The organism is Halomonas qaidamensis, assembly GCF_025917315.1.
Classification (GTDB): Bacteria; Pseudomonadota; Gammaproteobacteria; order Pseudomonadales; family Halomonadaceae; genus Vreelandella; species Vreelandella qaidamensis.
Genome location: NZ_CP080627.1, coordinates 115023 through 139708, shown reverse-complemented (window position 1 = coordinate 139708; position 24686 = coordinate 115023). Strand labels below are relative to the sequence as shown.

Genomic DNA, 24686 nt, shown 5'->3' with positions numbered 1-24686 from the left:
CGCTATCCTTTTGCCGCAGGGCTAGCCGTTGGTCGCGGCTTTACCGTGGCATCGCGAATTTCGTCATGATAATTGACGATAAAGGAGTTAAGCGTTTCTTCAATAAATGAGGGTAGGCGTCGTTTGGTAATCAGGGAAATGCCTTCCAACACCATGTTCATGGTGATGAGTCGCTCTTCCGTTCGCCGCTCTAGCTTGACGGCAATGGGCTTGAACACTAGGTTAGCCAGCAAAATACCATAGAACGTTGTCAGCAGGGCTACTGCCATACGCGGGCCAATAACATCAAGATCTCCCGCATCCATTACTTCCAGCATATTGACCAACCCCACCAATGTGCCAATCATACCGAAGGCGGGCGCGTAGGTGGCCATGGTACGAAATATCTGCGCCTCAGCATGCTCTCGCGCTTTTAATCGTGCGATGCGCCAGCGCAACATATCGAAAATTTCGTCTTCTTTTGTATTCGCAATTACTAATTGAATGCCGGTGCGCAAAAAGGGGTTTCGAGTATGCTCTAGCTCCTTTTCAACCGCCCTGACATCTCCTTTAAACCATAGCCGCGCCATGGAAACCAGCTCGTTAATGTCATCGCGCACATAGGTATTTTCACGCCGAAAGACTAGGCCTACTAAGCGCACTACACGGAGCACTTCCTTCAGTGGATAACTGATAAAGGTCGCTGCCAAGGTACCCGTCACTACAATGGCTAACCCCGGTAAATTCAGAAAACTCTCAGGTGACTCTGCGGTAAAAAACAGCACGCTTACTAGCAATACCATGCTGGCAAAAATGCCGATCAACGTAGATGGATTCATCAACGGCTCCTCGCCGGTTATTAGCGATTTAAATAGGTCTTAGGCGGCATCATACAAACGAGCACGAAGCCTGCTAATTGCTTGGCTGTGGAGCTGGGAGACGCGAGACTCAGTCACGCCCAGTACTGCACCCACTTCTTTAAGGTTCAGCTCTTCTTGGTAATACAACGCCATTAACAGCTTTTCGCGCTCGGGCAACGCCTCAATAGCATCAATTAACGACTGGCGCTGCTGGTGGTCTAACAGCTGATCGAAGGGCAAATTGTTTGCATCTTCTTTTGCTGGCTCACTCCCTTCGGCCACTAGCTCTTCAAAGGGCAGTAATTGACCACTATTAGTATCATTGAGTAATTGTTGATACTCATTCAGAGGCATTGCTAAATCTCGCGCAATTTCGCTCTCTTCTGGCGGGCGTCCTAACTGTTGTTCAAGGCGTCTCACTGTATTATCGACGGCCCTAGCGGAGCGACGAACGCTACGAGGCAACCAGTCACGCGTGCGCAACTCATCCATCATAGCGCCGCGAATACGCTGGCTTGCAAACGTGGCAAATGTTGCCCCCTGGGAAGCATCAAAACGCCCCAACGCTTCTAATAAACCCACCATGCCCGCCTGAATAAGATCATCTAACTCAATACTCGCGGGTAATCTTACCTGCAGCGTTAAGGCCTGACGCCTTACCAGTGGCATGTATTGAGTTAACAGCTCGCTCTGTTTAATCCTGCCTTGTGCTGTATACATCCTGATGCCTCACGGCTAAACACTGTTCACTGGTAGTTCACGATCACTTGCAATTTCTGCACTCGCACTGGGCGCTGGCCCGGTGCTAATGAGAAACGAAAGTGCAGCGGCCCATCCACCTGTTTACCGGCTAATGCTGAAGTCATCCCCCGCATTGCCGTTAAGGGAACGCACTGTTCAGGATGACATAGCCACGCATTCACTGGCGTATTGGCTGGCATTTGAAAGCGCCAATGAATACGCCCTATCACAGCACCTTCTACCTGTGCCTCCGTTGGTGGTTCAATAGGCTGGCTACTGATTGCGCGGTCACTCATCGTGACAAACACACTGGGTACCTCTGTACTCCAACTTCCAGTCGCGGCATAGACACTCCCGCTGACAACGCTTAGTGCCACCATCGCTATGCTTTTGAGCAGTCGGGCAGGCGTTGGGCCAACGGCTAACCAACCGATTTTAAAGCTAACATTTTTCGGGCTAGCATTTTTGAAACAAATCATTAGGTGAAAACTTCTTGCGTCACATGTGTGTTGCGGCGGTGCTTCTTGAAACTGGTAGGCAGGTGCATTGTTATTCCTTATAAAAGCACTGGATACCGCAGTTAAGACGCGGCCACATTGCGTCAGGCTAGCGTTATCGCGCAAGCAGTAAAAGCTCTATATCCAGATAGTAACGGGCTGCTTCTCGTAAGTTATCGAGCAGGCCTCTGCGCGACAAATGAGGCTCATGCAATGCTAACAACTGCCTTGGGCCACCGTTTTCATGCACGTGTCGAAGAACACGATACATCTGTGCGAAGGCATCAGCATCGCTATTAATCCACAAGGCCCAGCGCGAGTAGCGAGCTTTTAGTTGGCTAAGGTCGTCGGCTTCAGCATTAACGATGCGAATGTTCCAATCATCCGGATCACCAGCCCAGCGACGGCCTAATACCGACCACTGCGCCAAGCGACCTTTTACTTTTGCCACCTGCTGCTCTCCACCGTTAAGCAGACCAACCACAATAAGCGGCTTTTGCGGAACTGGCGTTGGCGTTGGCGTTGGCGTTGGCGTTGGCGTTGGCGTTGGCGTTGGCGTTGGCGTTGGCGTTGGCGCAGCGATTAACGGCGACATTATATGATCTGTCGTATTGTCCCGTGGCTCAACCGCCAACTTCTCTTCCACAGGCTCGCCCCCAGCAGGTTCGCCCTCTACTGATGGCACTTGGCGCTGCTGGCGCTGTAAATCTGCCCACTTGCGAAGGCCCGCCGCCTGATCGTCGGCGCTCATACCAGCCCCTCTCGGCTAACGCTGCTAAGTTGGCGAATAGCATCACGCGCCATAAACGCGTGGACAAGCGCATCTAACATCGCTGTATCGCGCCGTTTGCGCGCGGTGCCCAGTAGTCTTAATAGATCGGAACGCAGCGCTACCGACGCCTCATCGCTAGCAGCATCTAGGTGCCCCACTGTTGCAGCGATACCACTGGCCATCAACAAGCGCACTTCGGTACTTACCTCACCGTTATCCGCCTCTTTCAACTGCTGCCAAGCACGTTTGGTTAGGCTCGATAACCCTTCGCTTTGAAGCTGGATAACCAGCAGCGAAAGTACGTCTGCGCCTAATCGGGCAGGCGTTAGCCAGTAACGACGCGCGATACGTTTGCCATTTTCCGGATCACGAACATCACCAACCCATGCCAATAGCGGAGTGCCAGCGGCATCTTCCACCTTGATATAAGTACTCCATAGCTGCATCGTTTGGCCACGAAAGCGCAGATCAGTGTGATGTGAAAGCGGGCTATCTGTGAATAGCTGGCGCTGGGTATAACGTTCGCCCTGACAGTATACCCGCTGGGCAGCCGTTACTAGTGTGATCCAAGTCAGGTGTTGGTCTTCTAGCCACGCTAACGTGGTAGGGTCAGGGAATACAGGTAGCAAATGTACTGCCGCTCCCATCGCTTCACCCTGGTGTAACAGCCGTGTGTGCCAACCCGCTGGTTGACGATGCTGCAAGCTGGTTAACGCAAGCCAACCACCGTCTGCATCTATTCCGACATCAGGCATCGTCCAGTCACAGCCGCGTTCGTTTCGGCGGGGAAACCATGCCATGCCTAGCCCCTTTCCCGCACAAGGCACGCTTACTAATAGCGCATCGAGACGTTTATCTTGCAGCACGCCAGGCAAAGAGGCGATATCCCAGACAGACTCTAACGCTGAGAAGCCGACCACCCTGTCACGTAGCCGCGTCAGTACAGAGCTAAGGCGTCGGCCTTGGCCAAGCACGTCGCGGGACCAGCGTGGCAAAGTTACCGACTGAGCACCCATTGAATTCCCTGCAGCAGGGAAGCTGCGTGACTCTTTCCCTTGGTTTGGATGAGCGGTAAGCGCTTGGTCAATTAATGCAGCAGGGTCAGCAACCGCCATATCCTCAGGAACCTGCTGTCCGTAAGAACCGAATAGCACGCGCATGCCATGGCGCATGACGATATCAAGCACGGGCGCTAAACGTCCGGCTTCGTCCTGCTTGGTAATAATACAATCATCTAACTCAGCGCCTGCTGCCCGCGCCGCTTGGCGATAGCGCAATACGACCTCTTCCAGCGTTTCAGGCTGGCTGGCGGCATTCAGCAACAGCACTAATCGCACGGAGGCTTTCCCGCCTTGCAACTGAGCAATTTGCTCAATCACACGCTGGTCCCGCTGGCTCATACCAACGGTGTCGATAATCACCCATTGCTTACCTTGCAAACGACCTACTAGCTCATCTATCGGTTGTTCGGTATCTAAGGCGTACATGGGGGTATCAAGCAACCGGGCATAGATTCGCAGCTGCTCGTGGGCACCAATGCGGAAGCTGTCGGTGGTGACAAGCGCCACGGGACGCGTCCCATGGCGCATCACAAAACGTGCTGCTAACTTAGCCGTGGTAGTCGTTTTACCCACCCCCGTTGGCCCCACCAGCGCCACAATACCCGCCTGATCAAAAAAGCCGTTCTCCTCTTTTAATACAGGCAATCGCGCCATTAGCTGGTCACGAAGCCATGCCATAACAAGCGTGCTATCAGCCTCTGGCTGAGCCAGTGCCGCTGGCAGTTCAGCGAGCACTTCGTCACTTAGCTCTTCGCTAAAACCAATGCTCAACAGCTGCTGGCGTAATCGAGCTTGAGGGGCGATGTAACCCTCTGTAGCAGGCAGCTCGGCAGCTGGCTGCCGCTGAGAAAGCAGCTCACGCATCTCCTGCATCTCACGCAGTAAGCGCTCACTCATCACTTGAAGCGGATCAGAATCGCGTGGTGGGAATGCCACCTGAGAAACAGAAGTAGACGGTGGGAGCGCTGAGGGGGAAGGCTCGAAATGATCGACGGCTTCATCTGCCATCGCCAAAATTTCAACACCGCCCTCGGTACGACGATTGGCCACAATTAAAGCGTCCTCGCCCAATGCTTCACGCACTTGGCGCATCACATCACGACTGTTTGCTCCAACAAACCGTCTTACGCTCATGCTTTATCTGTGCCTCTATTTGATGGCTTAAAACCAATGCTATGTATCACTCTCATGTCCGCCCTCCGACTACCGTGGTGACTCGCAACGTGCGGTCATCTGGCACTTCCGCCTGGGACATTACTACCAAATGACGCATACGACGACGTAAGAAACGCGATAAAACAGCACGCAGCGAGTGCTGCACCACCAGCACCGGCGCTTCACCGCTACCTTCATGACGCTCTAGTGCTTGCTGCGCCTGGGTCATTAGCGTATCAGCAAGTCCTGGCTCCATCGCACCATTACCGTTCATTGCCTGCATCAGCACTTGCTCTAACTGAGCATCTAGTCCCATCACGTTGAGCATTTCCTGGCCAGCAAACCACTGTTGGGTAATTGCTCGACCCAAGGCAATGCGCACTAAGGCGGTCAGCTCATTGGCGTCTTTCTGCTGTCCTGCATGCTCTGCCAGGGTATCTAGCACGGAACGCATATCACGAATCGAGACATCTTCATCCAGCAAGTTTTGCAAAATGCGTTGCAGCACGGTGAGCGAAATAGCTTTGGGTACGACCTCTTCGACGAGCGATTTTTGATCTTCCCCCAGCTTGTCGAGCAGTTTTTGTACTTCTTGACGCCCCAGCATTTCAGGCGAATGACGATGGAGCAGGTGGTTTAAGTGAGTGGCAATCACCGTGCTAGCATCTACGACGGTGTAGCCGTACACCTGGGCATGTTCACGCTGATTGGCATCAATCCAAACAGCAGGCAAACCAAAGGCTGGATCTTGAGTAGGCGTGCCCTGCAGTTCCCCAGAAACCTGGCCTGGATCGATTGCTAACCACTTGCCTGGCTGCGCTTCTGCTCGCCCGATTTCGGCCCCCTTCATAGAAAGGACGTAGGTATTAGGCGGTAGCTCCAAGTTATCGCGTATATGCACTACTGGCGGCAAGAAACCAACTTCTTGAGCAAATTTCTTACGCACACTTTTTATACGCCCGAGTAGCTCTCCTTTCTGGCGGGAATCCACCAAGGGAATAAGACGGTGCCCTACTTCAAGGCCTAGCGTGTCAACCAGTTGCACATCCTCCCAGCTGGCTTCTGGGGTTTCCTGTTGGGGAAGCGGTGTGGCCGTTATTTCTTCTTTTACTAGTGCCTGCTCTTTTTGGCGAATGAGGAACCACGCTAATCCCCCCAGCAGCGCTGTGAAAATAAGAAATACTAGGTTCGGCATACCGGGTACCAAACCTAACAGCCCCATCACCATAGCAGACAAGATCATGACCTGTGGGTTTACGAACAACTGGCTGATCATTTGCTGACCAACATCTTGATCAGTATTGACGCGCGAGACAGTGACACCCGCGGCGGTAGAGATAACTAGCGCAGGTATCTGGGCCACCAGGCCATCACCAATAGTTAATAACGTATAGGTACGCGCTGCATCCGCAAAGCCCATATCGTGCTGCATCATGCCGATCAATAACCCGCCGATAATATTGACCACCATAATGACCAAACCGGCCATGGCATCACCACGCACAAACTTACTGGCACCGTCCATAGAGCCGTAGAAATCGGCCTCTTGAGCGACCTCAGCGCGGCGCTTTTTAGCATCTTCTTCGCCGATTAAACCGGCGTTGAGGTCCGCATCAATGGCCATCTGCTTACCGGGCATCGCATCCAGCATAAAGCGCGCGCCCACTTCGGCAATACGCCCAGCGCCCTTGGTAATAACCATGAAGTTGATGATCACAAGGATCAAAAAGACTACCAGGCCAACGGCGAAATTCCCGCCGACCAGGAAAGTACCAAACGCCTCAATCACCTTACCGGCCGCATCGCCCCCTTCGTGGCCTTCCATAAGTACGACACGAGTCGACGCTACATTAAGCGATAGACGTAAGAGTGTTGTGAACAAGAGAACAGCAGGAAATGCCGCAAAATCGAGCGGTTTTTGCGCAAACATACTGACCAGTAACACCATAATGGCCAGCGCGATATTAAACGTGAACAGCAAATCGAGCGCAAAGGGCGGCAAGGGCAGAATCATCATGCCCAAAATCATCAAAATCAGCAGCGGCCCTGCGAGCAACTTCATGCGCACATCGCCCATCCAATCGCGCTGATTGATCAATTGGGTTAAGCCTTTCATGATTGCGCCTCACTGCCACCGGTGTCCCGCTTGGAACGTTCCATGTCGGGGGGAACCGGTAAGTTGTCTGGGGTTGGGGGCACCTCGCCTCCTTGTTGTGCAACCTGTTTCAGGCGGTAGGCCCAGGCCATCACTTCAGCAACCGCAGTATATAGCTCTGCAGGCACTTCAGCGTCTAAGTCCACGTAATGATACAGGGCACGCGCTAAGGGCGCTGCTTCCAATAGCGGCACACCAGCCTCTCGCCCTATTTCACGGATACGCGCGGCCACTGCATCGGCCCCTTTGGCCACCATCCGCGGCGCACCCATGCTACCTTCCTGATACTTCAGGGCCACCGCATAGTGGGTAGGGTTGGTGATGATAACGTCGGCGTCAGGCACTTTGCTCATCATTCGTCCCCTCGCCATGGCTTGCTGCTGCTGGCGAATACGGCCTTTAACGTGGGGATCGCCTTCCGACTCTTTGTGCTCTCGCTTAACCTCTTCCTTGCTCATACGCAGCTTTTTCGCATTGCTCCAAAGCTGAAATGGCACGTCAATCAGAATAACCACAATTAACGACAAAACGATCAGACCCGCAGCAAGGGCCGACATATTCAATGCCGTGGCCAACGCTTGTTGGATGGGCTGATTCATTAGCCCCATAAATTTGCCGAGGTTGGCATACAGAAATGCTGACGCAATGCCGCCGACCAGAATTGATTTGGCAATCGCCTTGGCTAACTCAATCAATGCCTGCGTCGAAAAAATACGCTTTAACCCTTTAATTGGATTTAACTTTGACAGTTTAGGCTGCATCGACTTTGCGGAAACTAACCATCCTCCCAATAGGGCGGGGGCGACCAGCGCAATCACTGTCAACAGTAAGAACAGCGGCAGCATTGCAATCAGTGTGCGCTGGCCTAGATCCAACGCATTAACCAGCATCGGCATGCTCTCCATGGCGTGACGACGCTCGAATAAGAAAGCCTGCTCCATCACCATGCCTAACTGGTCATAGAGCATTTGTCCCATACTCCATAGTCCAATGACGCCGCCTAATAGCAGCAAAAAGGTCGCCAGTTCCCGAGACCGGGGGACTTGACCTTCCTCACGCGCTTTGTCTAAGCGTCGGGGCGTGGCCTCTTCTGTTTTTTCCTGATCGCTATCGTCATCTGCCATGCGGCCATCCGGCGGTATCTTGCGTGGCTTATCATAAATTCAGCCGCCCCGAAGGACGGCTGAATGGAAGCCTATACTGCCATAGGTAGGGCGTTACAATGTCTTAATAACCACCCATTAAAAGCCCAATTCGTCCAATAAGTCGTCTACTTGGTCCTGACCGGTAACAATATCAGGAGAATTTTCCTTCACCTGAGGACCGTTCAACAGCTCTTCATTGCGACGCGCATTATCATTTTTCCACTGATCTTCTGCTTTGCGCTGCATCGACTCTCTTGCCTGAGCACCAGGCACATTATCGATTAATACCTGCACAAGCTGATGCTCAATCTCACGAATGACATCCATCATCTTCTTGATAACTTGGCCGGTAAGATCCTGGAAATCCTGCGCCATCATAATATCGAGCAGCTCTTTGTTCGTGGCGGCAGCGATAGTGGGTACGTCACTCAGATACGTTCGTGTCTCTTTTACCAACGCCTTGGCATCATCAAGCTCTTTTGGCGCTTCAAACCACTCAGACCAGCGCTTATCCAACGCTTCAGCACGATCTGAAAGCTGGTCTTGCAAGGGCTGCGCTCGGTCAATAGCATTTAACGCACGATCAGCCGCCTGCTCGGTCATGGTCGCCACATAATGCAATCGATCACGCGCGTCAGGAATAGCTTCCGCTGCTTTTTCGATCTCTTTATCTAGGCCCAACTCGCGCATATTATCGCGCAACATGCGAGTAAGCTTACCGATGCGAAAGATCAAATCTTCCGCAGCATCTTCGGACAGCTGGGTATCGCTAGCCTGCTCATGCTGACTCATCGTGTTATCTCCTCGTTAACCGAGTACTCAGGCGCTGCCGCGTCATTTACCCATTTTCTCGAAAATTTTGTTTAGCTTCTCTTCGAGTGTGGCAGCAGTAAATGGTTTTACGACGTAGCCGTTAGCACCCGCTTGGGCAGCCGCGATGATGTTCTCTTTCTTGGCTTCTGCGGTCACCATTAATACTGGCAAGCCTTTTAACGCCTCATCTTGACGAATTTCTTTAAGCATTTCTAAGCCGTCTAGATTGGGCATATTCCAATCAGATACGACGAACTCGAAGTTTCCAGCGCGCAGCTTATTTAAGGCATCTTGGCCATCTTCCGCTTCATCGACATTGGTAAAACCTAGCTCTTTTAGCAAGCTACGAACAATCCGACGCATGGTGGGAAAGTCGTCAACTACTAAAAAACTCATATTCTTGTCGGCCATCGGTCATCCTCTCGTTCAAAGTATGTCGTCACAATCATTCTTAAAACAGGCTGTTTTAAGCCAGTCGTCAAAGCAACGTTTATAAACAACATCCACAACATTCATAAAACAGCTTTAAAACCAAACCAAAAACCGCCTGCTAATTAACTAATTAAACTATCGATTTAAGCTACTATCGGTGTTGTCCCATTAAAACGCTTCCCAAGCGTCGTGATCGGCAGGTTCAGGCGTGCGGCGCGGCGTAGCCACGTGCTTAGCTGTCGGCTCACGTGATTGTTGAGGGCTGGGTGGCAGCGCTTGGCGCTGTGGTTCACCATGGTCAGTCAACAAAGCAAAGACAGCCACCGCCTCTTCTAGCTTGTTTGCCTGCTCCTCAAGCGACATCGCTGCGGCAGTGGCTTCTTGCACTAATGAGGCATTCTGCTGAGTTGTTTCATCCATCTGCCCCACGGCTTGGCTTACCTGCGTGATGCCGTCGCTTTGTTCCTGAGATGCAGCGGAAATTTCATCCATAATATCGGTCACTCGACGAACGGCAGTCACCACATCAACCATCGTGGTACCCGCTTGTTCTACCAGCGTAGAGCCTTGCTTGATTTGGGAAACAGAGGCCTCAATCAGCGTTTTAATCTCTTTAGCAGCATCTGCACTGCGGCTAGCAAGGTTGCGTACCTCGCCGGCTACGACGGCAAAACCACGCCCTTGCTCTCCGGCACGCGCCGCTTCTACAGAGGCATTAAGTGCTAAGATATTGGTTTGAAAAGCAATAGAGTCAATGACACTGGTAATATCGGCGACCTTCTGGGAACTGGTAGAAATACCGTGCATGGTGTTCACTACTTGCTCTACCACTTGCCCGCCTTGCTCAGCAGTGGTGGAAGCATCTGCTGCCAAGGTGCTTGCCTGGCGGGCATTATCGGCATTCTGCTTAACCGTTGCCGTCATCTGCTCCATGCTGGCAGCCGTTTCTTCAATCGACGCGGCCTGCTGTTCTGTGCGCGCAGACAAGTCTGCGTTGCCTCTCGCGATCTCCTGAGTACCGTGATGAATTTCACTGCTACCTTCACGCACCCGGGTCACAATCGCCGTCAGGTTTTGCTGCATCGTGCCCATTGCTGCAAACAACCGACCGACTTCATTATTGCCTGAGGCGGGGACAGGCTCCGTTAAATCGGCCTGGGAAATTTTGTCTAGACGTCTTACCGCGTCGTTTAGTGGTGCGATGACCGTGCGGCGTAAAGCAACGTAAATTATCAGCGTCACCAAAAGCGCGATGGTGACGGCAAACACGTTGATTAGCATAAACCTATTGCCTTGGATCTCGGCTTCGCTACGAATGCTTTCTACACGTTGAAACCCATACTGCACGAAGGCGGTAACACTATTGGACAACTTGCTGAGTGGTTCAACCAGCTCTCCTCTAAGCCGGTTAAAAGTATTAATGTCCATTGTTTCGAACGTTGCATGCTGCTGTTTAACTAAGCCAATAACCTCACGGAAGTCTGTCTCTAAGGTATTGCCTAGGGCTTCACCCTGGTCAGTCCGAGGAGTTGCAACAAAGCTCTCAAAACGCTCTTCGGCGCGCTCAATTCGATCCAGAGCAATATCGACCTGGGCATTGGATTGACGTGTTTGACCGACCATTAAAAAGTTAGATGCTGTTTCCATGGCCAGCATCGCCTGGTTGAGCAACGAGTCTGCGCGATTAATTTCGTTGAGCTGACCATTACTGATGAGGCTATAGGTTGACAAATTAGCCTGAGCATTGCGATCTGACAGGAAGCTAATACTGGCTAACACCAGGATTAGGATGACAAAGCAAGCAAGCGCGACGATAACCGCGGAATGAATATTGATCTGACGCAGTGAGCGTGTCATTTTTTGTGCCCCTTATAATAATCGTAATGGGGTGGTTATACCCGCTGAGCACGCCCTGAAGCGGCAATTAAGGCCATCAAGCGCGATGGAATATCCTCTAAAGCAACCACATCTACCGCTCCCCCTACTGCGATGGCTTCTCTTGGCATGCCAAATACCACACAGCTTTCTTCGTTTTGGGCAATGGTGGCAGCTCCCGCTTGACGCATTTCTAACAGTCCTGTTGCGCCGTCTTTCCCCATCCCGGTCAAAATCACCCCAATGGCATTTTTCCCTGCATGTTTTGCGGCAGAACGGAATAACACATCCACAGAGGGGCGATGACGATTCACCGGTGGGCCATCATTAAGGCGCGCCACGTAGTTAGCACCGCTACGTACAAGCTCAAGATGTTGGTCACCCGGTGCAATATAGGCATGGCCTGGTAAGACCCGCTCGCCATCGGTGGCTTCTTTTACGCTAATACGGCACAGCCTATCCAGCCGCTCAGCAAAGGAGCGCGTAAAGCCTCCGGGCATGTGCTGAGTAATCAAAATGGCAGGCGCATTCGCAGGAAGCGGCTCAAGAACCGAACGAATCGCCTCGGTACCGCCGGTAGAAGCGCCGATAATAATGAGCTTCTCACTGGAGACCATAGGAGCTTTCAGCTGCGTGGGCGGTGGCGCATTTTTGTGACGGGCTTGGCGTGGACGCGAGCGGGCAGCCGCACGCAGTTTATCGGTAATTTCAGCCGCATATTCCATCATGCCATTACGAATACCCAAGCTTGGCTTGGCGACAAAATCCAACGCTCCTAGCTCTAAGGCACGCAGCGTAATTTCTGAGCCACTTTGGGTTAGCGATGACACCATGAGCACTGGCATAGGGCGGAGTCGCATTAGTCGCTCAAGGAAATCAAGCCCATCCATCCGTGGCATTTCCACGTCAAGTGTCAGTACATCAGGATTGTGCTGCTTGATTAAATCTCTAGCTGCAATGGGGTCAGGCGCCACGGCGACGACTTCCATGTCTGGCTGTGAGTTGATTATCTCAGTCAACAAGTCTCGAATCAGCGCCGAGTCATCGACGCACAACACTTTGATTTTGGCTGCGTTCAAAGCACGCCTCCTTTATACGGTAGCCACCTGTGTGCCAACCCACTCCGATAAGGCGATTGCCAAAAAGGAGTAAACGCACGTAACCGATTTATCTTTTAGCGAGGGTGTAAACCGTCTGCCCACGCAGCTTGAATGCATCACTGATATACGAAAAGTTTTCCGAATGGCCGGCAAACAGTAACGCGTCCGGCTTCATCAACGGAGCAAACCGTTTTAAGATCTTTGCCTGGGTATCTTTATCGAAATAGATCATGATGTTGCGGCAAAAAACGGCATCAAAGGGACCTTTTACCGGCCACTGCGGCGCCAGCAGGTTAAGCGGTAAAAACTCTACCAACGACGACACTTCCGGCCGGATGCGCGCCAAGCCCGCATGGCCGCCGGTGCCTTTCTGAAAAAATCGTTTTACCCGCACTTCGTCTAACTTGCGCACTTGCTCAAGCGGATAAATGCCCGCGCGCGCTTTGCTAAGCGCGTCGGTATCAATATCGGTGGCAATCACCTTCGCCTGTGCAGCTTTTGGCCCTAGCGTTTCTAAGAGCGTCATCGCAATTGAGTACGGCTCCTCCCCGGTAGATGCTGCCGAACACCATATGGTGACAGGTGTTTGCTGCTGCTTAATATGCTCAGCTAATAGGGGGAAGTGGTGCGCCTCACGAAAAAAAGCGGTGAGGTTAGTGGTTAGCGCGTTAGTAAATGCTTCCCACTCTTTAGCGTCAGGCTGACGCTCTAAGCGCGTCAAATAGTCGGTAAACCTAGTGATGCCGTAATGGCGCAACCGCTTTGCTAAACGGCTATAGACCATTTCACGCTTATGCTCAGCCAGCACGATGCCAGCGCGCAGATAAATAAGCTCTCTTATCCGCGCAAAGTCGGCATCCGTTAGCACTAGGTCGCGCTCAATACCTCCCGATGTCCACTGACCGGCGTCAACTCCTCGCTCGCGATGGTCTGTCAAAATTCTTCCCACTCCTCTGCTGAGGCCAGCTGCCGCGTGGTTGACAACGAAGATGCTTTGTTCGGGCGTTCAATAGGTTGAACTGCATTAATACTGCGAACAGCAGCAGATATTGGTTTCAACTCGCCCTGTTCACACCGGTTATTTAAGCGGAAGGCTTCGACAGAGAGAGCCAGTAAACCGGCCTGTTGTTCTAATGCCACGGCGGCGCGTGCCGTTTCCTGAACACGTAAGGCGTTTTGTTGTGTTGCTTGATCCATTTCGGTAACGGCTTGGTTTACTTCCGCAATACCATGACTCTGCTCCTCAGATGCTGACGAAATATCGTGCATAATCTGTGTAACGCTGCGCGCCGCTTCGGCAACTTCACCAATGGCTTTTTCGGCTTTTTTAACTAGTCCAGCACCGGCATTGACTTCTTTGTTAGAGCCATCAATCAGCCCGCGAATCTCTTGCGACGCATTAGCACTGCGGCCCGCCAACTTACGCACTTCATCAGCCACTACTGCAAAGCCACGGCCATGCTCGCCCGCTCTGGCAGCTTCTACTGAGGCATTAAGTGCCAGAATATTGGTTTGGAAAGCAATCGAGTCAATGACGTTAATGATATCCGTCATTTGTTGTGAGCTTTGCGTAATCCGTTGCATATTCTCAACTAACTGCGCCATGAGCTCCCCAGTCTGCGTCACTTGCGTAGTATTGTTATCGGCAAGACGACGTGCTTCTTGAGCGTTATCGCTATTTTGACGCACCGTGGTGGTCATTTCTTCCATGCTGGAGGCCGTTTGCTGTAATGATGCGGCCTGCTGTTCGGTGCGCGACGATAGAGCCTCATTGCCGCTGGCAATCTCTTTAGCCGCAGGAGTGACCACATTGATACCGTCTTTAACTTCGCTGATGAGACTGCTCAAGCTTTTGCGCATCGTATTCAGCGATTCCATGAGTAGCCCCACCTCATCACGTTGATGCGGTGGAACTTTCGCCGCTAAGTTCCCTCCTGCTATCTGCAATGTGAAGCGAGACGCACTTTTTAGCGGCCGGACAATGGAACGTAGCATCATCACCCCGAGGAAGATAAGTGCTAACAAACCAACGCCCAGAACAGTGGCTTGAGCATTGAGCATTCGAGCTTGACCTTGCTCGGCATCGGCGGCCATCGCTTCAGCGGCGGCCTGCTTTTGGGCGATGAGCTGGTTCACCAGGGAAGAGAGTTCACGTCCTTCGTTATTCATCACGTTAATCACAGCGTCTAAGCCAGTAAACGCTAGATACGTTTCTTCCGCTTGTAATACATTGGCCGCCTGCAGCATGCCATTGTCTAAAAACGACTGCAGCCGCTCGTTGAACGACGTCGCCAGCGTGTCAGTGTTAACATCACGGGAGTAATACTGCTGCCAGGCTTGCTCAACCGCTGCTGCGTTATCGGCAACCATTTCGCCCATTTCAAAGCGCTGTTTGATCAGCTCCATTCGCTCTGGCTCGATCATGGCTTGGCGGGTTTGAGCGATGGTTTGGTCAATTTGCTGCAGGCGGATAACGTCTTGCAGGCCATCATTATTAAGCACGGCGAGACGCTCTCCGGCCAGATTGAGGCTATATAATCCCAGGCCACCGCTCAGCAACAGTAGCGCACCAGCCACGACAATCATGCCCGTTAACTTAGCTCGCAGGGTATCAAACCGTATCCGTTTTAAGCGCTGTACTAGACCTTTTTTGCGCAGTTGGCCCTTCTCTAAGTAATACAGCTTGTTACGGCCCTCACGTATGTCAGCGTAGACCTGTTCTGCCTGTGCAATAGCCTCCCGCGAAGCCTGCACTCTGACGGAGGCGTAGCCAACCACGTCATCCTCTTCGATGATCGGCGTCACACTGGCATTCACCCAGTAGTGATCACCATTTTTGCAGCGGTTTTTAACCAGCCCTCGCCATGTTTCACCGCTCTCTACGGTTTGCCATAAGTTCTCGAACGCTGCTGGTGGCATATCCGGGTGACGAATCAGATTATGCGGCGCCCCCATCAGCTCTTCATAATCAAAACCACTGATCTGGATAAAGGCGGGGTTCGCATACGTAATACGCCCCTTAAGATCTGTCCGAGAAACAAGGAAGTCGTCACTGCGAAGCTCAACTTCGCGTTGAGTGACTGGCTGGTTATTACGCATTCGCATGCCTTATTGTTAGTAGTAAAGCCAAGGAAATGGTGATGCTCAAACCGCAAGGCTTAAAACGCTTCCCACTCATCTGCTGCTGCATGGCGAGCGGGTATTTTCTTTGTTGTCATGGCTGGGACAACCGCTGTTTGTTGAAGAGCACGAGGGGGATGAGAGTCTCGTGGCACATTAAAGTCTCGTGGTGGATTAGAGTCTTGTGATGTGCTGGACGCAATCTGGAAGCGCTCTACCGCCTCTCTCAGACGCGCTGCCTCACTTTCTAATTCATTGGCACTGCGTGCCGCCTGCTGAACCAGCTGAGCATTTTGCTGCACCACTTGGTCCATCTGAGCAACTGCTTGGTTAACTTGGCCGATACCGTTACTTTGTTCTTCAGAAGCAGCTGCGATTTCATCCATAATGTCATTGACTCGCTGCACTGCAGCGACAAGATCCTGCATGGTTTGGCCCGCATGGTTCACCCGCTGCGTACCTGCATCTACTTTACCTAACGACGCATCAATCAGCGTGCGAATCTCTTTAGCCGCATTGGCGCTTCGGCTAGCAAGACTGCGGACTTCCTGGGCGACGACGGCAAATCCTTTACCATGCTCACCGGCACGGGCTGCTTCTACTGAGGCGTTAAGTGCCAAAATATTAGTTTGAAAAGCGATGTTATCAATCACCGTAATAATGTCAGCGACCTGATGGGAGCTAGCGCTGATGTCTTGCATGGTTTCAATGATGTTGGCCACTTCTTCGCCACTGCGTCTTGCGGTGAGCGTTACTTCATTTGCGAGCTGACTGGCTTGCAACGCATTATCAGCATTATGGCCTACGGTCGAGGCAAGCTGCTCCATGCTAGACGCTGTTTCTTCCAGGGAAGAAGCTTGCTGTTCGGTACGTGAAGAGAGATCGTTATTGCCACTGGCAATATGCTGGGAGCGCTCAAAAATTGACGCTCCGCTTTGGCGCACCACTCCAACAGTCTCAGACAATGAGGACTGCATGTGTGCCATTGCGCTGTACAGCCGGCCAATTTCATTGTTACCTGGCGATACAATGTGTTGACTTAAGTCGCCTTTGGCCATCTTTTCAAAATAACCGACTAAGCGATCCAGCGGACGCAAAACATTAACCGTCACCCCCCAAATCACCACGGCAACCGTCAACCCCGTCATGATGACAACGCCAATTAACACCCAGCGAACACGGGTGGCGAACTCGCTAAATACCACTTGCTGCGCCTGCAGATCGTTGGATGCCTGTACGATGGCAACGCCTTGATTAAGTGCATATAGCCCGATTCCACAGGCGACGACCACCAATAGTGAGAAGGTGGCCAATACTAGCCCCCAGCTCAGGCGCACGGTCATATTGCTCATTATTTGACGCATTAGCGATGTCACACGCGTTACTCCAAATACAGCTGTGTTGGCCGGTGTTGTCCATAACACCAGAGATGGCTGTTGTTTTGGCTGAAAAGGCACACTCCCTGTGCCGGGTAGACAAACGGTTAGCGGTTACTGGTGCTGTCGACTAATGCCATCTCTTCGCTAGTCAGCAATTTATCAATATCCACTAGCACTAACATGCGGTCTTCAAGGCTACCTAGTCCGCTCAGGAAGTCAGAAGAGAGCGTAACGCCAAACTCAGGCGCGGGTTTGATCTGATCGGGTGTTAACGTCATCACATCAGAAACACCATCGACAACGATACCGACGACACGGTCAGCCACATTGACAACAATAACAACCGTTTGACCACCGTACTCAACGTTTTCCAAATTAAATTTAATACGCAAATCAACAATCGGCACAATAACACCGCGCAGATTGGTCACTCCTTTAATAAAGTCAGGCGCATTGGCAATCCGAGTGACATTTTCGTAACCACGTATTTCCTGAACCTTTAAAATATCAATGGCGTACTCTTCTTCTCCTAAAGAGAACACCAAAAATTCGCGATTATCCGCCTCTGCGGCGGCTAAAACCGCTCCATTGTTTGCTTGACTCATGACGGCTCAGCCTCCTGGTAATAAGAGAGATGTGGATGATTCACCTTTTTTCCCGCTTCTTTCTTAGCACGGCTTAACCGGTGTAAGCCTGTGATGTCTAAAATGAGTGCCACGCTTCCATCGCCTAAAATAGTAGCCGCCGAAACGCCAGGCACTTTGCGATAGTTGTCTTCCAAGTTTTTTACGACGACTTGCTGCTGACCGACAAGCTCATCAACCAGCATGGCGTAACGACGCCCCTCGCCCTGAACAATCACGGCAATGCTTTTAGTTGGATCAGTGATCGCATTTTTGACGTCAAACACTTCATGAATAGCGATTACCGGTAGATACTCATCGCGCACCTTGAGCACCACATCGTCTCCTGCCATGGCATACATATCGCCCTCGGCAGGCTGTAACGACTCAAGCACGGTGGAAAGTGGCAAAATAAAGGTCTCACCCCCCACTTTGATGGACATGCCGTCAAGAATGGCTAGCGTCAGCGGCAACACAATACGTGTATTAGTGCCCTCACCTTTCTTAGACTGAATTTCAACCCGGCCACCCATGCCTTGGATATTACGCTTCACGACATCCATGCCAACGCCACGGCCAGAGACATCGGTGACTTCTTTTGCGGTAGAAAAACCAGGCGCAAAAATCAGCTGGAAAACTTCTTCGTCAGAGACGGTGTCAGGCACATTCAGACCGTTTTCACGCGCTTTCGCCAATAGCCTGTCACGGTCCATACCAGCGCCGTCATCACGGACTTCTATCAGAATATTGCCACCCTGGTGACGCGCCGAGAGCACCAGCTTGCCAACCCGTGGCTTGCCTAACGCCTCACGCTCGTCGGGCATCTCAATGCCATGATCCAAGCTGTTACGCACCAAGTGCGTGAGGGGGTCAGTAATGCGCTCAACCAAGCTTTTATCCAGCTCGGTAGATTTACCTTCAGTAATCAGCTCAATTTCTTTATTCAGTTTACTGGCGGTGTCACGCACAACTCGGGGAAAACGGCTGAAGACAAACTCCATGGGGATCATGCGGATTGACATCACCGCTTCTTGAAGATCCCGTGCGTTACGCTGTAGCAGGCTCATACCATTTTGTAGCGAGCTGTTACCCACAGACGAGTCGTCAAGATCGCTAACGGTTTGGTCGAGCATCGACTGAGTAATAATGAGCTCACCGACTAAGTTAATAATCTGGTCAACTTTATCGACTGATACGCGAATAGAGGAGGATTCTGCAACGGCTTTTTTAGCAGCGGGTTTAGCCGGCTTGGCGGTGGCTGGGGTGCTATTAGCAGGCTTAACGGGCGCCGCTGGGGTCTCCGCGACGCCATTGGATGTGTCTGCCGACGGCGCTGGTGCCTCTGCCTTGAGACTAGCGCTTTCGTCATTAACAGCATCCACCACACTAATCTCGATTTGTTCAGGCTCAATAATGAAGCACATCACTGCTTCGATATCATCAGCACTGACCTCTCCGGCCAGCATGACATCGTAGCGCTTCTCATCACCCGAGTGGGACTGTACATCGCCCAGCTGTCCAAGCTCTTCAACCAGTAAAAGCCGGTCTTTTTCGCTGACATTTAACAGCGCAACATTAAGGTGGCGCTCACTATCAGAGGAAGGCGCCGTCGTGGCAGCGTCAGATGGCGCTTGTTTCTCAACCACAGGTGACGGTGCGGGAGGTGCATCCAACGTCTGGCCAATTTCTTCTAGCGCAATTTGCTGCAGAGTATGACAAATACGCTCATAGGCTTCTTGGTTGGGTTCTTCCTCGTTGCGATAGGCATCGAGTTGCTCGTGCATGATGTCTTTTGCCTCTAAAAAGGTATCAACGAGGTCAGCTCGCAACGTCAATTCACCTTTGCGAGCATGATCTAGCAGGTTTTCAAAGATATGCGTGGTTTTTTGCAGCACACTAAAGCCAAAGGTTCCCGCGCCGCCCTTAATAGAATGAGCAGCGCGGAAAATAGCATTGAGTTGCTCGCTATCCGGATCATCGACATCCAGCTCCAACAGGTGCTGTTCCATATCGGCCAACAGTTCGTCAGCCTCTTCAAAAAAGGTGTCAAAAAAGTCCGCTATATCCATGCACCGCTCCACATAAACGTCTTAGTGTTGTGATAAGCCCTGCTCATTCGTCTTCACCGCTCTGTGGCGTGCTTAGTGGCAACGCCTCTAGAGGCGCATCGTCATCGGGCAATGGGTTCTCAAGATTCATAATGCCTGGGTTGCGTATCGTCTCGGCAATTTCTGGCAGCAAGACAACAAGCTCAATACGCCGATTGATAGGATCAGTCGGCGAAGTGTCAGGCAACTTAGCACGATCAGCAAAGCCCGATACGCGTAGCAGTTGATCTGGGTCAAGCCCGCCGGTAACTAATTCACGCCGAGAAGCATTAGCCCGATCGTTGGAAAGTTCCCAGTTGCTATAGCCGCGGTAGCCACCAGCATAAGGCACGCTGTCGGTATGGCCGCTGATACTTAGATCGTTGGGTAACTCATTCAATAACGGTGCCATGGTGCGTAATAAATTACGCATGTAAGGTGCGACTTGATCGCTACCAAGTTCGAACATTGGCCGCTGCTCTGTATCTAATAGCTGGATACGCAACCCTTCGCGGGTTAAATCAAAGCGCATTTGATTACGTAACTGGCGCAGCTCTGGGTCTAGCTCAATGGCACGCTCAATGCGCGCCTGCACATCGTTAAAGAAGCGCCGTTCCTGAGCGCTGGGGCGACTATACTGCAGCACATCCACGCGGGCGCGTTCGCCATCGCTGTGGGTGGGGTCTGGGCCGCCCCCCGGAATCACTTGAGTGCTGCCCGACCGATCGCCACTGGTCATTGCCGTTATGAGCGGCGTGCTGAAGTACTCAGCAACTCCACGACGTGTTTCATCGTCGGAAACACTTAAAATCCACATCACTAGAAACAGTGCCATTAAAGCGGTCATAAAATCAGCAAGGGCAATTTTCCACGCACCGCCATGGTGAGCATGCACCACTTTTTTGCGCCGAATAATAATCGGACGTTTATCGCCCCCCTTACTCATGCATTACCGCTCTTTTTGGCATCACGAACGTACTCTTCTAACTCTGCAAAACTTGGCCGTTCAGCGGTATGTAGCGCTTTGCGACCAAATTCAACCGCTAGTTGCGGCGCATAGCCGTGTAAACTAGCCAGTAAGGTGACACGTATGCACTGCAGCATCTTCTCTGCTTCTTTAGCTTGCCGCTCGGCGTAGCTAGCCACGGGGCTAATAAAACCATATCCCATTAAAATACCAAGGAAGGTACCGACCAACGCGAGGGCAATCATCTCCCCCATTTGGGCAGGACTAGCATCAGCGTAAGTCAGTGCTTTAATAACCCCCATGACGGCAGCAACGATGCCAAAGGCAGGCATTGCATCGCCCACTTTGGCAATGGCATCGATAGGGATATGTGCCTCTTGCTCGAAGGCTTCAATTTCATGGAGCATCAGCTCGTCAATTTCCATCGGCTCCATACCGCCACTCACCATCAAACGCAGATAGTCAGTTAAAAAGTCCATAATATGCGGATCAGCAAGTACGGTCGGGTGCTCTTGAAAAAGCGGGCTTTCTTGGGGGTTATCAATATCGCGCTCTATCCCCAACATTCCTTCGCGGCGAATTTTAGAGAGCAGCTTGTACTGCAGTGCCATCAGCTCCATATACAACGCTTTGTTATACTTTTTGGCGCGTTTGAGTCTGGGAAAGATTTTGAATGTTGCCTTAATGGCTTTGCCATTGTTCGCGGCAATAAATGCGCCTATGCCAGCGCCCCCAATCATAAGCAGCTCTGTTGGCTGATAGAGAGGGCCTAAGCTACCGCCTGCCAACACATAACCGCCGAAGACAGATAGCAGTACGACCAAATAACCCAGAGGAATCAGCACAAGCAGTATCCTTGCGATATCAGTTTTTGTATCAGTGGAGCGCTATTCCTGTGTTTCAAAAAGAGAACACAGAGCGTTGGTTCCACGCGTTTCTTAGCCATAGCTTACTCAGGCGCTGGCGGTGTTAATGAAAAAGTACCAACCCCTTTTGGTGCTATCTATACGTTAAAGACGCATTTTATTGGCTATATACCTGACCGCACCGGGCAAGATAATTTTTGTAGTTCAACACCGCGCTTTACGCGTCTTCCCAGCCCGCGAAGGCGGCTGACAAATGCCACAGACATACTCGTGGGTTGGACTATGAGCATGGGCAACAAAGTGCCCACCACAGCGGGTACACGTATTAAGCTGCAGTAAATCGCTTTCAAAAAATCGTACTAGCGTCCATGCGCGGGTTAGGCCCAACACCGGCTCAACGCCTTCTAAATTTATCTGCTCTTCATACAAGCGATAGGCTTTGACAAAGGCATCAATACGTTCACAACGGGTGTTGTTTTGTACGCTGTGATAAATGTTATAAAACAGCGACGAATGTACGTTAGGCAACCATGTCACGAACCAGTCAGCAGAGAAGGGCAGCATCCCTTTGGGTGGCGACATACCGCGTACTTCCTTGTACAGCTTGATCAGGCGCGTGCGACTTAGCTCTGTTTCTGTCTCCAATACTTGTAACCGTGCACCTAATTCAATCAGCTCTATGGCCAGCTGTACTTGGTGCATTTCATCAACCAAGCTTTTCTGGCTCACTCTGACTCTCCTACAGGCAGTGTTTCAAACGCCTCACCAGCTGACAACAATGACGCATGTAAGCCTGAAAGCCCTTGATCCCGAGGGTTTTCGGTGATTTTTCGCAGCTGATGGGCACTGGTTTGGCTCAGACGACATATTAGCTGATTGTTACGTGCCAACTTTGTCAGCTGTCGAGCGTTAAGAGACACGAGCAAATCTGCAAGCTCGCTATCTACTTTTAGGCGAAACATTGCCGCCTCACGGTCTTCGACCAATAATCGCTGCGCAAGAAGTAAATACGCTAAATTAATTTCCTGAATTTCATCGAGAAAGCTTGTTTGACTCATAGTGTTCCATCGAACGACATGGGCGTTTCATTATGACTTTATACTGACGCCTTAAAAGTTGTTTACATTTCTCAGCACATGGTTGCATACAACGTTGGTATTGGCTACCGACGCCCCTGTCGAGGAGTTAACCCCTCTTCGGATAACTCAAATACCCATACCAGCAGTTCTGCCACCACCTGATATAAACTGGTAGGGATCTCGGCATCGAGATCTAACTGCATCAGCAGTGCCACAAGTTCAGGGGCATCGTGTACATAAATTCCTTGGCGTTGAGCCTCAGCCATGATTCTTTCCGCCAATTCTCCGTAACCTTTTGCCACGACACGCGGTGCTTGCTCCTTATTCTGGTAGGCAAGCGCGACAGCTTGGCGACGGTGATCAGCCGACGTCGCCATGATGACTCTCCACGGTGATATGACGGGCGTTTACCTGAACACTACGAAAATCTAACGCCGCCAGACGGCTTTCTAAACGCCCAATTCCTTGTTCTAGGCGGGCATGGGTTGAAGCATCATCCGTAGTTAAGTCAATACTCAGTGTTGACTGATAAAGCCTTAGCGACGCGCTGAAGGCGCCTAAATTAGGCACATCAAGCTGCATATCCGAACGCCAGCCCTCTTCCGCATCAGCATCCTTTTGAGCATTTTCTTGTTCACCTTCGCGTGAGGGCAGGTTAACCACTAACGCCATAAAAATCCCCGCCCAAACGTCGCCCTCCCAACGAATGGTAGGCATCACCAGTAGCTCAAGCTGCTGGCGCACTAGCCCCTGTAAGCTTTCATGGACAATATCGCGGCCACCGCGCAGAACCGCACTCTCGTCCAGTGCTCGTGCACTGGTCATATCAACGCTGGCCGACGCTAGGTCACGCGCAGCCCCTACCGGCAGAGTGGTATTCGCAAGCATTGGGGTGCCAGATCCCGTTACGCCATTTTGATGACTGGCCACAGGTAGCAACAGCGAATTCGGCAGTATGGCAACGTTTGCATTGCTGGCATTCAGCGCGGCATTAGACGCGAAAGGTGGCATTGCAAACGTTGCAACACTGGCTGGCAACATCATAGGGCGTGGCCCTGGCTGCATTTGCGGCTCTCGCAGCAGTTGCTGACGAGAAGCGTCGCCTTGAAACCAACGTTTTAGATGAGCTTCGTAAAAAAGACCGCTATCACGAATGCTGCCTTCTAAGCGATTTGCCAACGCTGGTGCAGAAGGCGCTTCTTGCTGCCCCATCAATGGCGTTTGTGGGCGTATCACGGCGGGAGGCGCGGGAAAACGTAACAAGACATCCGCAATGGTCCGGGCAGCTGGGCTAAAATGGGTTTGGGTAGAACCTGGAGGCGCATTGGAGGCATCTCCCGAAAGAGGCTGCCGCTGCTGGCCATCAAGCGATGGTGGTAGCCGCCTAAGATCGCCTAAGGGCGATGATAAAGGTCGCCCATCAAGGCTTGAGTCTCCTTGCAGTGCACGCGGGCCGTCACCTGACGGAACCGGTTGCACGGGAGCATTAAGCGGTCGCTGGGATAGCTCGCCCTGACGCCCAAGCACTTGATGCATGAGCGTATCAATAAGCGGCGTAATGCCACTCACGTTAACCCCTTCTCCTGATCGCTAGGCACGTCGAAGCCCGCCACTTCGCCTTGTTGAGGCGCATAAGCACGATGTAAATTACGTTGGCGCTGAGAGACGCTGATTAATTTTCCCAGCTCATCCCGCCTGGCCACCAAACGACGGCGAATTTCCACATCATGCTCAAGAATACCCTCTAACAGCTCTGCCTTGCGCTTCCTTGCCGCCTCATCAAGCACCGTTTCGGCATCACGCGAGCGCAACGCCTCAACGGACATCACATAGTGGGTGCGTTGCTCAATCAGCTCTGCCCACTGCTCCGCATTGGCGAGTTCGTGCATTTGTCTAACACACGTGAGTAGCTTGGCGTACGCATCGATGAGCGTTTGCTGGGCATTTTCACGAGCAGTTTCAGAAGCCGACATGCTTTGC

Annotated in this window: 23 protein-coding genes; all 23 read right to left on the bottom strand. The window is 51.8% G+C overall.

What is annotated here, in order from left to right; genetic code table 11:
- Window positions 1–2: 2 nt before the first annotated feature.
- Complete coding sequence (locus tag K1Y77_RS00640) at window positions 3–818, bottom strand: motility protein A (protein WP_030074254.1); 816 nt, start codon at window positions 816–818, stop codon at window positions 3–5.
- A gap of 39 nt (window positions 819–857) precedes the next feature.
- A complete protein-coding gene (locus K1Y77_RS00635; RefSeq protein WP_030074255.1) occupies window positions 858–1559 on the bottom strand; it encodes an RNA polymerase sigma factor FliA in 702 nt (233 codons plus the stop codon).
- A 26-nt stretch (window positions 1560–1585) separates the two neighbouring features.
- Window positions 1586–2059: a flagellar protein FlhE gene (locus K1Y77_RS00630; RefSeq protein ID WP_198023738.1), complete on the bottom strand. Its 474-nt coding sequence runs from the start codon at window positions 2057–2059 to the stop codon at window positions 1586–1588.
- A 133-nt stretch (window positions 2060–2192) separates the two neighbouring features.
- Complete coding sequence (locus K1Y77_RS00625; protein WP_264429781.1) at window positions 2193–2828, bottom strand: hypothetical protein; 636 nt, start codon at window positions 2826–2828, stop codon at window positions 2193–2195.
- Entirely contained in the window at window positions 2825–5044 is a 2220-nt protein-coding gene (gene flhF, locus K1Y77_RS00620; protein ID WP_264429780.1) for a flagellar biosynthesis protein FlhF, read from the bottom strand. The genes K1Y77_RS00625 and flhF overlap by 4 nt, the downstream gene beginning before the upstream one ends.
- A gap of 52 nt (window positions 5045–5096) precedes the next feature.
- Window positions 5097–7181 (bottom strand): flagellar biosynthesis protein FlhA, encoded by a 2085-nt coding sequence (gene flhA, locus K1Y77_RS00615; protein ID WP_264019020.1) that lies wholly within the window; start codon window positions 7179–7181, stop codon window positions 5097–5099.
- The gene (gene flhB, locus K1Y77_RS00610) at window positions 7178–8344 is read right to left on the bottom strand and encodes a flagellar biosynthesis protein FlhB (RefSeq protein WP_264429778.1); all 1167 of its coding nucleotides are present in this window, start codon (window positions 8342–8344) and stop codon (window positions 7178–7180) included. Before flhB ends, flhA begins: the two co-directional genes overlap by 4 nt.
- A gap of 117 nt (window positions 8345–8461) precedes the next feature.
- A complete protein-coding gene (cheZ, locus tag K1Y77_RS00605) occupies window positions 8462–9157 on the bottom strand; it encodes a protein phosphatase CheZ (RefSeq protein WP_030074261.1) in 696 nt (231 codons plus the stop codon).
- A gap of 42 nt (window positions 9158–9199) precedes the next feature.
- Entirely contained in the window at window positions 9200–9589 is a 390-nt protein-coding gene (gene cheY, locus K1Y77_RS00600; RefSeq protein WP_030074262.1) for a chemotaxis response regulator CheY, read from the bottom strand.
- A gap of 189 nt (window positions 9590–9778) precedes the next feature.
- A complete protein-coding gene (locus K1Y77_RS00595) occupies window positions 9779–11467 on the bottom strand; it encodes a methyl-accepting chemotaxis protein (RefSeq protein ID WP_264429777.1) in 1689 nt (562 codons plus the stop codon).
- 35 nt (window positions 11468–11502) lie between these two features.
- Window positions 11503–12564, bottom strand: coding sequence for a protein-glutamate methylesterase/protein-glutamine glutaminase (locus K1Y77_RS00590; RefSeq protein WP_030074264.1), 1062 nt, complete (start codon window positions 12562–12564; stop codon window positions 11503–11505).
- 88 nt (window positions 12565–12652) lie between these two features.
- Window positions 12653–13522, bottom strand: coding sequence for a CheR family methyltransferase (locus K1Y77_RS00585; RefSeq protein ID WP_030074265.1), 870 nt, complete (start codon window positions 13520–13522; stop codon window positions 12653–12655).
- On the bottom strand, window positions 13519–15684 hold the full coding sequence (locus K1Y77_RS00580) for a methyl-accepting chemotaxis protein (protein ID WP_264429776.1): 2166 nt from the start codon (window positions 15682–15684) through the stop codon (window positions 13519–13521). Before K1Y77_RS00580 ends, K1Y77_RS00585 begins: the two co-directional genes overlap by 4 nt.
- A gap of 59 nt (window positions 15685–15743) precedes the next feature.
- Window positions 15744–17057, bottom strand: a complete 1314-nt coding sequence (locus K1Y77_RS00575; protein WP_264429774.1) for a methyl-accepting chemotaxis protein — start codon at window positions 17055–17057, stop codon at window positions 15744–15746.
- Window positions 17058–17188: 131 nt separating this feature from the next.
- On the bottom strand, window positions 17189–17689 hold the full coding sequence (gene cheW, locus K1Y77_RS00570) for a chemotaxis protein CheW (RefSeq protein ID WP_030074268.1): 501 nt from the start codon (window positions 17687–17689) through the stop codon (window positions 17189–17191).
- Window positions 17686–19776 (bottom strand): chemotaxis protein CheA, encoded by a 2091-nt coding sequence (gene cheA / locus K1Y77_RS00565; RefSeq protein WP_030074269.1) that lies wholly within the window; start codon window positions 19774–19776, stop codon window positions 17686–17688. Before cheA ends, cheW begins: the two co-directional genes overlap by 4 nt.
- Before the next feature lie 43 nt (window positions 19777–19819).
- On the bottom strand, window positions 19820–20740 hold the full coding sequence (motB, locus tag K1Y77_RS00560; RefSeq protein WP_030074270.1) for a flagellar motor protein MotB: 921 nt from the start codon (window positions 20738–20740) through the stop codon (window positions 19820–19822).
- Complete coding sequence (motA, locus tag K1Y77_RS00555; RefSeq protein ID WP_030074271.1) at window positions 20737–21606, bottom strand: flagellar motor stator protein MotA; 870 nt, start codon at window positions 21604–21606, stop codon at window positions 20737–20739. Before motA ends, motB begins: the two co-directional genes overlap by 4 nt.
- 225 nt (window positions 21607–21831) lie before the next feature.
- Window positions 21832–22356: a flagellar transcriptional regulator FlhC gene (gene flhC / locus K1Y77_RS00550; RefSeq protein ID WP_030074272.1), complete on the bottom strand. Its 525-nt coding sequence runs from the start codon at window positions 22354–22356 to the stop codon at window positions 21832–21834.
- A complete protein-coding gene (gene flhD / locus K1Y77_RS00545; protein ID WP_264019027.1) occupies window positions 22353–22685 on the bottom strand; it encodes a flagellar transcriptional regulator FlhD in 333 nt (110 codons plus the stop codon). The genes flhC and flhD overlap by 4 nt, the downstream gene beginning before the upstream one ends.
- 104 nt (window positions 22686–22789) lie before the next feature.
- Entirely contained in the window at window positions 22790–23083 is a 294-nt protein-coding gene (locus K1Y77_RS00540; protein WP_030074274.1) for an EscU/YscU/HrcU family type III secretion system export apparatus switch protein, read from the bottom strand.
- Window positions 23067–24275 carry a flagellar hook-length control protein FliK gene (fliK, locus tag K1Y77_RS00535; protein ID WP_030074275.1) on the bottom strand — a complete coding sequence of 403 codons (1209 nt, stop codon included), beginning with the start codon at window positions 24273–24275 and terminating at the stop codon, window positions 23067–23069. Before fliK ends, K1Y77_RS00540 begins: the two co-directional genes overlap by 17 nt.
- On the bottom strand, window positions 24272–24679 hold the full coding sequence (gene fliT / locus K1Y77_RS00530; protein ID WP_030074276.1) for a flagellar protein FliT: 408 nt from the start codon (window positions 24677–24679) through the stop codon (window positions 24272–24274). Before fliT ends, fliK begins: the two co-directional genes overlap by 4 nt.
- Between the last annotated feature and the right edge of the window lie 7 nt (window positions 24680–24686).